The 12,636-nt window shown below is 68.2% G+C and carries 13 protein-coding genes; 5 read left to right on the top strand and 8 right to left on the bottom strand.

Going from position 1 to position 12,636, the window contains the following annotated elements; translation table 11 throughout:
* Positions 1-468 (bottom strand): NAD(P)-binding protein (locus VB737_RS11435; RefSeq protein WP_500313067.1); only part of this gene is annotated, 468 nt, incomplete at its 3' end.
* Positions 469-703: 235 nt separating this feature from the next.
* Here VB737_RS11435 and VB737_RS11430 point away from each other — a divergent pair.
* The 4 genes from VB737_RS11430 to VB737_RS11415 all read left to right on the top strand — a co-directional run bounded on the left by VB737_RS11430 (position 704) and on the right by VB737_RS11415 (position 3,388).
* A complete protein-coding gene (locus tag VB737_RS11430; RefSeq protein WP_500313065.1) occupies positions 704-1,765 on the top strand; it encodes a fatty acid desaturase in 1,062 nt (353 codons plus the stop codon).
* 19 nt (positions 1,766-1,784) lie between these two features.
* Positions 1,785-2,237: a secondary thiamine-phosphate synthase enzyme YjbQ gene (locus tag VB737_RS11425; RefSeq protein WP_500313063.1), complete on the top strand. Its 453-nt coding sequence runs from the start codon at positions 1,785-1,787 to the stop codon at positions 2,235-2,237.
* A gap of 19 nt (positions 2,238-2,256) precedes the next feature.
* On the top strand, positions 2,257-2,544 hold the full coding sequence (locus tag VB737_RS11420) for a 4a-hydroxytetrahydrobiopterin dehydratase (protein WP_323243198.1): 288 nt from the start codon (positions 2,257-2,259) through the stop codon (positions 2,542-2,544).
* 70 nt (positions 2,545-2,614) lie between these two features.
* Complete coding sequence (locus VB737_RS11415) at positions 2,615-3,388, top strand: Coq4 family protein (protein ID WP_500313061.1); 774 nt, start codon at positions 2,615-2,617, stop codon at positions 3,386-3,388.
* A 4-nt stretch (positions 3,389-3,392) separates the two neighbouring features.
* On the opposite strand, the gene clpB is transcribed toward VB737_RS11415, so the two are convergent.
* The gene (clpB, locus tag VB737_RS11410; protein ID WP_500313059.1) at positions 3,393-6,011 is read right to left on the bottom strand and encodes an ATP-dependent chaperone ClpB; all 2,619 of its coding nucleotides are present in this window, start codon (positions 6,009-6,011) and stop codon (positions 3,393-3,395) included.
* Between the two features lie 159 nt (positions 6,012-6,170).
* Positions 6,171-6,548 (bottom strand): hypothetical protein, encoded by a 378-nt coding sequence (locus VB737_RS11405; RefSeq protein WP_500313057.1) that lies wholly within the window; start codon positions 6,546-6,548, stop codon positions 6,171-6,173.
* A gap of 52 nt (positions 6,549-6,600) precedes the next feature.
* Here VB737_RS11405 and VB737_RS11400 point away from each other — a divergent pair, with 52 nt between their 5' ends.
* Complete coding sequence (locus tag VB737_RS11400) at positions 6,601-6,807, top strand: DUF8662 family protein (protein WP_323243192.1); 207 nt, start codon at positions 6,601-6,603, stop codon at positions 6,805-6,807.
* Between the two features lie 83 nt (positions 6,808-6,890).
* Here the strand turns inward: VB737_RS11400 and VB737_RS11395 are convergent, their stop codons facing one another.
* The 5 genes from VB737_RS11395 to VB737_RS11375 all read right to left on the bottom strand — a co-directional run bounded on the left by VB737_RS11395 (position 6,891) and on the right by VB737_RS11375 (position 12,410).
* Positions 6,891-7,232 (bottom strand): c-type cytochrome, encoded by a 342-nt coding sequence (locus tag VB737_RS11395; protein WP_500313056.1) that lies wholly within the window; start codon positions 7,230-7,232, stop codon positions 6,891-6,893.
* A 133-nt stretch (positions 7,233-7,365) separates the two neighbouring features.
* Positions 7,366-8,397: an NAD-dependent epimerase/dehydratase family protein gene (locus VB737_RS11390; protein ID WP_323243194.1), complete on the bottom strand. Its 1,032-nt coding sequence runs from the start codon at positions 8,395-8,397 to the stop codon at positions 7,366-7,368.
* On the bottom strand, positions 8,394-9,452 hold the full coding sequence (gene hemE / locus VB737_RS11385) for a uroporphyrinogen decarboxylase (protein ID WP_254948792.1): 1,059 nt from the start codon (positions 9,450-9,452) through the stop codon (positions 8,394-8,396). The genes VB737_RS11390 and hemE overlap by 4 nt, the downstream gene beginning before the upstream one ends.
* A 96-nt stretch (positions 9,453-9,548) precedes the next feature.
* Positions 9,549-11,843, bottom strand: a complete 2,295-nt coding sequence (gene glgB, locus VB737_RS11380; RefSeq protein ID WP_500313053.1) for a 1,4-alpha-glucan branching protein GlgB — start codon at positions 11,841-11,843, stop codon at positions 9,549-9,551.
* Between the two features lie 51 nt (positions 11,844-11,894).
* Complete coding sequence (locus VB737_RS11375; protein WP_500313051.1) at positions 11,895-12,410, bottom strand: DUF3887 domain-containing protein; 516 nt, start codon at positions 12,408-12,410, stop codon at positions 11,895-11,897.
* Positions 12,411-12,636 lie beyond the last annotated feature (226 nt).

The raw sequence follows: 12,636 nt of genomic DNA, 5'->3' as shown, positions 1-12,636 counted from the left end.
GCCGCCGAGGGTGGTGGCCAGACCCGCCCCGGGCCGCAGGGCCAGCAACGGCAGGGAGCGGGCCGCCTCGCAGCTGGGCCTCAGGGCCGTGAGGAAACCGTCCCACTCGTTCGCCACCGCGGTGCCGCGCAGCTCGCGCAGCAGGGCCAGGAAGGGGGCCTGCCCCACCCCCACCCGCAGGGACCCCTCGGGCAGCAGCAGCCCCCAGTCCCGATAGCTGGCCACGGGCAGGGTTTCCCCCACCGCCCGCAGCACCTGGGCCAGGGGGTTGGTGCTGGGCCAGTGGCCCAGGCCGCTCCAGAGCGACGGGCCCGATTCGAAATGAAAAGGTCCATGCCGGAATCCGTGGGCGGCACCGCCAGGGGTGGTGTGGGCCTCGAGCACCAGCACCTCAAGGCCGTGGCGGGCGGCGATGGCGCCGGCGCAGAGACCGCCCAGGCCACTGCCCACCACGATCAGGTCGCTCACCTTGGTGCAGCAGTTCCAATGCAGATCTTATTCAGATTCCTTTCGCATCGAGGGCAAACAGATGGCCCCCTCGCTGACTAGGATCGTTCGACATAGCAAAGGTTTTGCATTGTCGCAGGGCTTCCCTTCCGCCACCCTGTCCGATAGCACACCGCCCGTTTCCCCTGATGCGGACGCTGGCTCCAGGCCATCGGTGGGTCAGCCCAGGCGGGGCGATTTTGAGCTGAAGTCCTTCATGGACAGCTCCAATCTGCGGGGCTCCTGGCAGATCGCCAACACCGTGATCCCCTACGCGGCCCTGTGGTGGGTCGCCGACTGGAGCCTCCATCACGCTCCCCTGCTGCTGATCCCCACCATGGTCGTCATGGTGCTGCTGCTGGCCCGCTGCTTCTCGCTGATGCACGACTGCGGCCACGACTCCCTGTTCCGCAGCCGGCGGGCCAACCAGGTGTTCGGCTTCCTGCTCGGCGTGATCAGTGCCATTCCCCAGTACCCCTGGTCCCGTGGCCACGCCTACCACCACCGCCACAACGGCGACTGGGAGAAGTACCAGGGACCTTCGGCCCTGGTCACCACGGGGGCCTTTGCCGCCCTCAGCCCCGGCCAGCAGCGGTTCTACGGCGTGCTGCGCCACCCCTTGATGCTGTTCCCCGGAGGCTTCTTCTACCTGGTGATCAAGCCCCGGGTGGCGCTGCTGCTGGGGCTGGCGGGATTCTTCCCCCACCTGCTGGCCTGTCTGCGCAGCCCGCAGCGGATGGGCCTGGGCCAGATCCTGGCCAGCTATCGCTCCAGGCACTGGTACACCCAGGGGGAATTCCGCCATCTGCTGGCCAACAACGTGGCTGTGATCGGCTCCTGGTGGCTGATGGCCCGCTGGCTCGGCGCCGGTGTGTTCTGGTCGATCTACGCGCCGGTGATGGCCTGCGCGGCGGCGATTTTCATCTGCATCTTCTTCGTGCAGCACAACTTCCCCGGTTCCTACGCCCACGCCACCGCCGGCTGGAGCGAGATGACCGGGGTGCTGGAAGGCACCAGCGACCTGGAGCTGCCGCCCCTGTTCAACTGGTTCTCCGCCGACATCGGCTGCCACGCGATCCATCACCTGTCGTCCAAGATCCCCAACTACCGGCTGCGGGCCTGCCACGAGCACAATGCCCACCTGCTCTCGGGCGTGCGGCGGCTGTCGCTGGCCGACATCCCCGGCTGCTTCAGCTACATCCTCTGGGACCCCCAGGCCTGCCGCCTGACGACGATCGACGCGCTGCGTTCCGCCGCTCCCGTCCCCGTCGCCAGCTGAAGGGCACCAGGAGGAACCGATGCTGCGCCAGACCCTGAGCCGGTTGGAGGTGTCCACCCAAGGGGAGGGTTTCGATGACATCACCGGGCCCCTCAACGGCCTGATCGCCGCCAGCGGCCTGGTGCTCGGCACCGCCACCATCGCCAGCCTGCACACCTCCTGCTCCCTGACGATCAACGAGAACGCCGACCCCAGGGTGCTGGTGGACCTTGCCGCCTTTCTGCGGGCCCTGGTACCCCCGGAAGGGGTGCGGCCCCTCAGCGGCCAGGGGGAGCGGCGCCCCTGGGTCCACGATGACGAGGGCCCCGATGACATGCCCGCCCACATCCGCACCGCCCTGACCTGCACCAGCCTGGTGCTCCCTTTCCAATCCGGTCGGTTGCTGCTCGGCACCTGGCAGGCGGTGTATCTGTGGGAGCACCGGGCCCGACCCCATCGCCGCAGCCTGAGCCTGCATCTGCTGGGCGAATGACCCCTTGCTCCCCACCACCATGGCCGCCAAGCCCCTGACCCCCGCCCAGATCGCCGCCCTGCCCACCGAGCTGCCGCAGTGGACGCTGCGGGAGGGCAAGCTGCACCGCGAACTGCGCTTCGCTGATTTCTCCGCCGCCTTCGGATTCATGGCCCGGGTGGCCCTGGCGGCTGAAGCGATGGGCCATCACCCCGAGTGGTGCAACGTCTGGAACCGGGTGACGATCAACCTCACCACCCACGACACCGGCGGACTGTCGAGCCTCGATGTGGAACTGGCCCGCCGGATTGATGTCCTCGTGGGTTGAGGCTGTTCTGGGCCGGCTCGGGCGGCGTGTCTAGGTTTCGTGGGTGCCTCCCCCCGCCCTGCAGCGCCCCATGGGTTTTCGCTACCTCGATCGGATCGCCACCAAGGAGAACATCCATGCGTTTCTCGAGCTCGCCGATCTGGCCGCCGGCGCCGGTGCCTCGGCCAACAACGTCTTCCTGCTCTCCCACCGGCTGCGCCAGTCCCGGCCGATGCAGGTGTGCCGGGCGTTGCTGGGGCGGGATCCGGCCGCCGCGGCCCTGATCGAGCAGCGGCGGCTCAGCGGGCCCTATGACGCGGCTGCCCTGCGGGCGCTGCCGAAGGGAACCCTGGGCCACACCTACGCCACGGTGCTGGAGACGATGGGGTACGACATCAATTTCTTCCCCAAACCCGAGTTCTACGCCAACTTGGAAACCGACGCCGATTACATCAACTACCGGGTCTACGCCACCCACGACATCCATCACATTGTGAGTGGCTTCAGCCTCGACAATTTCGGCGAACTCGGTGTCATCAGCATGAGCGTGGCCCAGTTCGCCCACCCGGGGCTGGCCTTCACCGATCTGATGGCCCTGCTGCTCAACTGGTTCCGCAACGACACGCCCATCGACGAACTGGAAACCCCGGCCGAGCAGGCCCGCACCGCCAGCTACGCCTTCGGCATGATCAGCAAAGGGCTGCACATCGGCGTCGAGGCCCAGCCGCTGTTCCCGGTGATCTGGGAGGAGCGGATGGGCCAGGACCTGGAGGACCTGCGGGCCGAACTGGGCGTCACGGCGGTGAGGGAGGGGACCTTCAGCTGGTACGCCAACCCCTCCCTGGTGGCGGCGCTGGCCGCCTGATCCCTCAGACGAGGGCGGGCAGCCGGGAGGGCTCGGCCGGGCGGAAGCGCAGCCGCTCATGCTCCACGTCCACGGCGATCGTGGTGCCGCTCAGGAAGGTGCCGGCCAGGATCGCCTTGGCGATCGGCGTCTCCAGCTCGCGCTGGATGGCCCGTTTGAGGGGCCTGGCGCCGTAGACCGGGTCGTAGCCGACGGCGGCCAGCCAGTCGAGGGCAGCCCCGTTGAGCTCCAGGCCCAGCTTCCTGTCCTCGAGCCGCCGGGCCAGGCGCTGCACCTGCAGCTCCACGATCTGGCGCAGTTCCTCGGCCTTGAGGCTGTGGAAGATGATCGATTCATCCAGCCGGTTGAGGAACTCGGGGCGGAAGTGGCCCCGCAGGGCCTCGTTCACCCGCTTCTCCATCTCGCCGTGGCGGGCCGGATCGCCGGCCAGATCGAGGATCGAGGCGCTGCCGATGTTGCTGGTGAGGATCAACACGGTGTTGGTGAAATCCACCGTGCGGCCCTGGCCATCGGTGACGCGGCCGTCATCGAGGATCTGCAGCATCACGTTGAAGACATCGGGGTGGGCCTTCTCGACTTCGTCGAAGAGGATCACGGCGTAGGGACGGCGCCGCACCGCCTCGGTGAGCTGGCCGCCCTCCTCGTAGCCCACGTAGCCGGGAGGGGCTCCGATCAACCGGGACACGGCGTGCTTCTCCATGTATTCGCTCATGTCGATGCGCACCATCGCCTCCTCGCTGTCGAACAGCTGGGACGCCAGCGCCTTGGAGAGCTCGGTCTTGCCCACGCCGGTGGGGCCGAGGAACAGGAAGCTGGCGATCGGACGGTTGGGGTCGGACAGGCCCGCCCGCGACCGCTGGATCGCATCGGCCACCGCCGTCACGGCCTGCTCCTGGCCGATCACCCGCGTGTGCAGTTCGTCCTCAAGATGGAGCAGTTTCTCCATCTCCGACTGCACCAGCTTGCTGACCGGAATCCCCGTCCATTTGGCGATCACTTCGGCGATGTCGTCCTCGGTGACCTCCTCGCGCAGCAGGTTCTTCTCGCCAGAATGGGCGCTCAGTTCGCCTTCCTTGGCGGCCAGCTTCTTGTTGAGCTCGGCCAGGGTGCCGTACTCCAGTTCGGCCGCCTTGTTGAGGTCGTAGTTGCGCTTGGCCTGCTCCACCTGCAGCTGCACCTGCTCAATCTCCTCCTTGATGGCGGAGAGTTCGTCGATCGAACCCTTCTCCTTCTGCCACTGGGCGTTGAGGCTGCTCTGCTGCTCGCCCAGATCGGCCAGCTCCTTCTCGAGCTTCTCGAGCCGATCACGGCTGGCGGGATCCGATTCCCGCCCCAGGGAGAGCTTCTCCATCTCCAACTGCAGGATGCGGCGATCGAGCTCGTCGATCTCCTCCGGCTTGGAGGTGATCTCCATCTTCAGGCGGGCCGCCGATTCGTCCATCAGGTCGATGGCCTTGTCGGGCAGGAAGCGATCGGCGATGTAGCGGCTGCTGAGCACGGCGGCGGCCACCAGGGCGTTGTCGGCAATGCGCACGCCGTGGTGCACCTCGTAGCGCTCCTTGAGACCCCGCAGGATCGAGATCGTGTCCTCCACGGTGGGCTGGTCGACGAACACCTGCTGGAAGCGGCGCTCCAGGGCCGGGTCCTTCTCGATGTGCTGGCGGTGCTCATCGAGGGTGGTGGCGCCGATGCAACGCAGTTCGCCGCGGGCCAGCATCGGTTTGAGCAGGTTGCTGGCGTCCATGGCGCCGCCGGTGGCGCCGGCCCCCACCACGGTATGGATCTCGTCGATGAACAGGACGATCTGGCCTTCGCTGGAGGTGACCTCCTTGAGCACGGCCTTGAGGCGCTCCTCGAACTCACCGCGGTACTTGGCGCCGGCGATCAGGGCGCCCATGTCGAGGGCGATCAGCTGCCGGTTCTGCAGGGCGGTGGGCACGTCCCCGTTGACGATCCTCTGGGCCAACCCCTCGACGATGGCGGTCTTGCCGACGCCGGGTTCGCCGATCAGCACCGGGTTGTTCTTGGTGCGGCGCGAGAGGATCTGCACGGTGCGGCGGATCTCCTCGTCGCGGCCGATCACCGGATCGAGCTTGCCCTCCCGGGCGGCGGCGGTGAGATCCCGTCCGTATTTCTCGAGGGATTCGTAGGTGCCCTCCGGGTTCTGGTCGGTCACACGCTGGCTGCCACGAACGGCCTGAACGGCCTCCTTGATCTTCGCCCCATCGGCGCCCGACTGGGACAGGAGCTGGCGACCGCAGCGGTCATCGCCGGCCAGGGCCAGCACCAGGTGCTCCACGGCGATGTAACTGTCCTGAAAGTCCTGCTTGAGGGCATCGGCCCGGTCCAGAACGGCGTTCAGCCCCTTGCCCAGGTAGACGTTGTCGGGGGCGGTGGCCAGGCTGGGCTGGGCGGCGATGAAGGCCTCCAGCTTCTGGCCCAGGACGCCCAGATCCACGCCGGCCTTCTCCAGGATCCGGCTGGCCAGGTCCTGCTGGGCCAGCAGGGCGGCGAACAGGTGCTCGCTGTCCATCTGCTGCTGGCGCCGCTGCTGGGCCAGCTGCTGGGAGGCGACCACGGCGCCCCAGGCCTTTTCGGTGAACAGTTCGGCGGTGGGATGCATGGTTGACGTTCTCCCTGCGGACGGTGACTGAAGCCAACGTATGAATCCTGTCGGGATCGGCCGAGGGGGAGGACCGAACCGCGGCGTTCGGCCCTCCTCCACGGGGGTGGGCGGGCCGTACCGCCAGGGGTGGCCAACCGCCCGGCGGGGGCTCAGGAGCTAGGGGCCCACGAACTCCGGCATGGGCACCTGGAAGCCGCGCTGCTGGCCGCAGAGCTGGGTGGGACAGCCGTCGGGGCCGTAGAGGGCATCGGCTGCCGAGAGGCAACCCAGGCTGTTCTTCTGGGCCACCTGGGCCGGATGAATCCGCAGCGGCTGCAGCACCGCTTCGCTTCTGGGCACCAGCAGCCGGCAGGGGGGAGGCGACAGCCCGGGCGCGGACTCGATCGCCAGGGGCTGGTTGGGGGTCACCCCCTGGGCCAGGGAGGGGGCCGCGGAGGGCGCCACGACGGCGGCCAGCAGGGCCAGGGGGATTGCTGCCGAGAGCAGGCCCCCTGGCAGGCCCGCCCGCAGCCCGGCGGAGGTGGGGATCGCCATGATGGGAGGTCGGCTGCGCCCCATTCTCGCCTCTGCAGCCCTCCTGTCAGCCATGCCCTCTCACGCCGACGACCAAGCCCTGGTGGCCGAGCTCGCCAGAGCGTCCCTGACCCTGGGTGGGGCTGCGGAGCCGGAGCGGGACTGCTGGCGGGTGGTGCACCGCCATGTCCACGGGATGCTGCCGACGGAGTACGACATCCGCGAGGTGCCCGAGGAGCTCTACCTGGCGGTGCTGGCCGCCCGCCGCGCCCTCAGCTGAGCCATGAAAAAGCCCCGGCACTGCCGGGGCTCTGGACGATCTGGGGGGGGGGTCGTCGCTGGATGGGAAGGATCCGAAGCGAATCAGGCCCAGCCCTTGGAGGCCATGTCTTCGACGTAGGCCGCCACATCAGCGATGTCACCCTCGCTGAGCTTGCCGCCGAAGGCGGGCATGGCGTTCTTGCCGTTGGTCACCTGGTAGGCGATGGCGGCTTCGTGGCCGCCGTCGTAGTTGGCCAGGTAGGAGGCCAGGGCATCGGCCTTGAGCGTGCGCTCGGCGTTGACCACGTTGCCGCCGCCCATGTGGCAGGCGGCACAGTTGGCGGAGAAGATCTGGCCGCCATGGGCCACATCGGCGGCGAAGCTCGGGGCGGCACCCAGCACCAGCGCCAGGCAGAGAGCGAAGAGGGAAAGAAGACGACGCATGGGAGGGCGCGAAGGGGGGTGCCGGAAAGCACTTGCAACCGGCACAAATTAGGCAATGGCCGTGTCCCGGTGCAGCGTCCTGACAGATTCGCAACAATTCATGGCGGCGTCCGGGGGGCGGCCCGGGGCCGGCTCAGGTGGGGCGCTTGCCCCCGATCCGGCCCCGGTGCGGCACCCCCGCCGTCTCCAGCACCGCCTCGAGGCTCGGGGCGAGGCTCACCAGGCCGAAGCGCTCGGGCGGGCTGACGGGCTGGTGCACGAAGTGGCGCTGGCGGATCGAGAAACGGTCCCAGGCATTCACCTCGATGCGCAGCAGCTTGATCAGCCCCTCGATCAGCCAGCCGCGCAGGTCGATCCCCACCGGCGGCACCCACACCCGCCGCCAGCGGCACAGGGAGGCCACGGCGCCGTTGATCGTGATCGGCGCCTGACCCAGCACCAGCCGCCGCACCGGACCCTGGTCCGGCTCGGGATTGGGGCCGTGGGGGGTGGTGGCCAGGTGGGCGCAGACGGTGGCGATGTCGGCGGCGTGGATGAAGTGGAAGCTGGCGTCGGTGCGCAGCCAGCGGGCCAGCCACAGCCAGCCGAAGGCCTCCTTGAGCCCGGCGGTCAGGTAGCTGGTGGGGTGGGGATCGGTGCCCGCCACCGCGCCGCCGAACACCAGGGTCGGGAACACGGCCACGATCCGTTCCGCCAGCGGGTGGCGCTCCAGGTCCTGCAGGCAGGTGGCCTTGGTCTGGATGTACTCGGTGCCGTAGGCCATCGCTTCGGGGAGCAGCTGCAGCCGGCGATCGAGGATGCTGGCGGTGGAGAAGTAGATCACCTGCTGCAGGCGAGCCGGGTCGGTGAGCCGCAGCAGCTCCTTGACGGCCACCACGTTCACCGCCTGGGCCCGCTCCGGATCCCCCCAGGCGGTGGCGGTGTGGATGATCCGGTCAGCGCTGGCGATGGCGGCGGCGTGGGGGCCCAGCTCGCGCAGATCGCCCACCAGCAGGGTGATGCGGGGGTGGTCGGCGGGGACGGCGCTGAGCTTGGTGGGATCCCGCAGCAGCAGCAGCAGGTGAGCGTCGCTGTTGGCCAGCAGGTTTTCAGCGATGTACTGGCCGACGCAGCCGCTGGCGCCGGTGATCAGGATCCGCTGGGGCCCGGAGGTGGGGGCGCTCAAACAGCGGCTCCCAGCAGCTCGTTGACGGCCTTGCCGGTCTCGAAGAAGACGCGGGCGTTGTCCTCCGGGGTGCCGGGGAGGATGCCGTGGCCCAGGTTGAGGATGTGGCGACGGCCGCGGGCCTTGCGCACCGTGTCGAGGATCCGCTCGCGGATGGCCTCGGGGGTGCCGAACAGCAGGCCGGGATCCACGTTGCCCTGCACGCCCAGGTGCTGGGGCAGGCGGGCGCAGCCGTCGGCCATGTCCACGGTCCAGTCGAGGGAGATGAAGTCCACCCCGGTGGCGGCCATGCGCTCCAGCACACCGGCGCTGCCGGAGATGTAGAGGATCAGGGGGGTGTCGGGGTGGGTGGCCTTCACCTGGTCGATCACCCGCTTCTGGTAGGGGGCGGCGAACACGTCGTAGTCGATCGGGCTCAGCTGGCCCGCCCAGGAGTCGAACAGCTGCACCACCTGGGCACCGCTGTCGATCTGGTAGCGCACATAGGTGGCGATCGAATCGGCCAGGTGGCCCAGCAGCTGGTGCAGCAGGGCGGGCTCCTGGAAGGCCATCGCCTTGATCACCGAATAGGTCTTGGAGCTCTTGCCCTCCACCGCATAGGCGGCCAGGGTCCAGGGGGCGCCGACGAAGCCCAGCACCGCCGCGGCGTTGCCCACGTCGGCCCGCAGCCGCCCCAGCACCTCGCCCACGAAGGGCAGGGCTTCGGCTGGATCGAGGGGCCGCAGGGCGTCCACCTGGGCCTGGCTGCGGATGGCGGGCTCGATGATCGGGCCCCGGCTCTCGATGATGTCGAAGTCGATGCCCATGCCCGGCAGGGGCGTGAGGATGTCGGAGAAGAGGATCACGCCGTCGGGACGGAAGGCGTGGAAGGGCTGCATCGAGATCTCGTAGGAGAGATCGGGGTTCTCGGAGCGCTCGCGGAAGCCGGGATGGCGGTCACGCAGGTCGCGGTACACCTTCATGTAGCGGCCCGCCTGGCGCATCATCCAGACCGGAGGCCGCTCCACCTGCTCACCTCGGGCGGCGCGCAGCAGCAGGGGGGCGGATTCGCTCATGGGGCCGGTCGGAAGGTCAACGGCGAAACCTAACCGAGCACCCCCGGCCTCCGGCCGCTCCTGTCACCAGTCGTGGCATGGGCGGCCCCGGGGCGCTCAGCCCTCGTCGATGGCCGGCCGCTGCAGGCTGCGGGACTCGTCGAGACGGAACACCACCACGCTCAGGGGCGGCAGGCAGAGCTCCAGGGAGTTCTCGTAGTCGTGGATGGCCCAGGCATCGGTGAAACGGCCGCCCAGGTTGCCGAGGTTGCTGCCGCCGTAGCGGCTGCTGTCGGTGTTGAACACCTCGGCGTAGAAGCCCTCCAGGGGGACGCCCACTCGGTAATGGGAATGGCTCTGGGGGGTGAAGTTGGCCACTACCACCACCCAGCGGCCGCTGCCGCTGTCGCGGCGCATGAAGCTGATCACCGAGTGGCGGTTGTCGTTGCAGTCGATCCACTGGAAGCCGTACTGATCGAAGTCGTCGCCCCAGAGGGCCGGCTCCGATCGGTAGAAGACATTGAGGTCGTCGACCAGGTTGAGCAGTCCCTGGTGGGCCTCGTACTGGAGCAGCTCCCACTGCAGATCGCCCCAGACGTTCCATTCGGCCCGCTGGCCGAACTCCATTCCCATGAAGATCGTCTTCTTGCCCGGATGGGTCCACATGTAGGCCAGCAGGGCACGCACATTGGCGAATTTCTGCCAGTCGTCACCGGGCATCTTGTGGAGCAGGTTGCTCTTGCCATGCACCACTTCATCGTGGCTCAGGGCCAGCATGAAGTTTTCGGTGAAGGCGTACCAGATCGAGAAGGTGACGTGGTTCTGATGGAACTGGCGGAACCAGGGATCCAGCTCGAAGTAATCGAGCATGTCGTGCATCCAGCCCATGTTCCACTTGAGGTTGAACCCCAGGCCGCCCATGTCGGTGGGCTGGGTCACCATCGGCCAGGTGGTGGATTCCTCGGCGATCGACAGGGCACCGGGGAAGTGCTGGAACAGCACGTGGTTGGCCTGTTGCAGGAAGCGCACCGCTTCCAGGTTCTCCCGCCCGCCATGGTCGTTGGGCAGCCATTGCCCATCCGGACGCAGGTAGTCGCGGTAGAGCATCGAGGCCACGGCATCGACGCGGATGCCGTCGATGTGGAACTCCTCGAACCAGTAGATGAGGTTGGCGACGAGGAAGTTGCGCACCTCGTTGCGGCTGTAGTTGAAGATCAGCGTGCCCCACTCCTTGTGCTCGCCGATGCGGGGATCGGCATGTTCGTAGAGGTGGGCGCCATCGAAGAAGGCCAGACCGTGGCCATCCTTGGGGAAGTGGCCGGGCACCCAGTCGAGGATCACGCCGATGCCTTCGGTGTGGCAGCGGTCGACGAAGGCCCGGAACTCGTCCGGGCTGCCGAAGCGACTGGTGGGGGCGTACCAGCCGGTGACCTGGTAGCCCCAGGAGCCGTCGAACGGATGCTCGGAGACCGGCATCAGCTCGATGTGGGTGAAGCCGCGGGCCTTCACGTAGGGGATGACCTTGTCGGCCAGTTCCGGATAGGTCATCAGCCTGGCGCCGGGCTTCAGATCGGCGGCGGGCACCGGGGGCCGGGGGCGGCCGTCGGCTTCGAGGAAGGGCTGGTCGGCGGCGGCATGCATCCAGCTGCCCAGGTGCATCTCGTACACCGCGATGGGCTGGGGCAGGGGATCGCGGCCATCGCGTTCCTCGATCCAGGCGCCGTCGTTCCACGGGTAGCGGCCCAGTTCGGCCACCACCGAACCGGTGTTGGGCCGGATCTCGTGGCGGAAACCGTAGGGGTCGGCCTTCTGGTAGCAGTGGCCGTTCTGGGCCCGCACCTCGTACTTGTAGATCTGGCCGGCGCCCAGGCCGGGGACGAACAGCTCCCAGATCCCCCCGAGACGCTGCTGCATGGGGTGATGGCGGCCATCCCAGCCGTTGAAGTCACCCAGCAGGGCGACGCTGCGGGCATTGGGGGCCCACAGACAGAACTGCACCCCGGCGACGCCGTCGCGCTCGAGGACATGGGCGCCCATGCGCCGCCAGATGTGGTGGTGATTCCCCTGGGCGAACAGATGACGGTCCAGTTCCCCCATCCACTCGTGGCGGAAGGCCCAGGGATCGTGCTGCTCGTGCTCGATGCCGCCGCGGCTCACATGGACGCGATAGCCGCAGCCGGGATCGGTCTCGAGGCGAGTCTCGAAGATCCAGGGATGGTGGGGATTGGCCATGGCGAGCCGTTCGCCGCCGTGGAGGAGCTCCACCGTGTGGGCGTCCGGCATCCACACCCGCACCACCCAGCCGCTGTCATCGAGGGGCTGGGGCCCGAGCACGGAGAAGGGATGGTCGTGGCGGCATTCCGCCAGCCGGCGGGCATCCTCAACCATCCATTCGAGGCTGGGCAGGGCCATGGAAGAGGAGGCGTGCATGCGCCGGGAGCTTACGTCGGTGGGAGGGCCGGCTCAGCGCGGCGGTGAGGGGGGAGAGGGATCGGTGGGGAAATCCACGCCGATGATCTGGTTCTGGGCATCCAGGGTGACGAAGAGGTTGTCGGTCAGACGGTTGAACTCGGTGTTGACGATCACCAGGCGCATCTCCGGTGTGCTTTCAGCCCGGTTGATGCGCTTCACCCGGACGAAATTGCCGGTGATGCGCTGCAGGTTGAGCCATTTCTGCTGCAGCTGGCCCTGGGGGATCTGCTCCTGCATCAGCGGCGACAGGAAGCTGCTGGCGGAGATGAAGTGGCCGCTGGAGAGGGCGGTGATGAAGTCCCGCACCACCTTCTCGGCCGGCTGGTCGGTGACGTTGAAGTGGTAACCATCGATCCGGCCCTGGCCGTCGATCACCATCAGCAGGTCGCGCTCGCCGGCGCTGGTGAACAGGGTGGCCTCGACCGTGCTCGAGTCGAAGCCGGGCTGGATGCTACGGATGGCCCAGCGCAGCAGCCGCGGCTGGGTCTTCATGGTGGCGGCCACCATGCGGGGGCTGCTGACGCTCTGCAGGGCCGGGGAGAACTGCTCGAAACGGGCCTGGGCGTCCCCCTGGCGGATCGTGGTCAGGATCCGCTCGGCGGCCGCCCGTGCCTGGGCTTCGCTCAGGGCCGCACTGGGCTGGCCGCTGGCGGACGGCGCCGGGGCGGCCTGGGCCCAGGCTGTCCCTTATCCACATCTCCGAGCCCACGAGACGCACGGGTATCCCGGATGC

This window comes from Synechococcus sp. BA-120 BA3, assembly GCF_034931285.1.
Taxonomy (GTDB): Bacteria; Cyanobacteriota; Cyanobacteriia; order PCC-6307; family Cyanobiaceae; genus Cyanobium.
The sequence above is the reverse complement of the archived record's forward strand: the minus strand, read 5'-3'. Positions and strand labels throughout refer to the sequence as shown.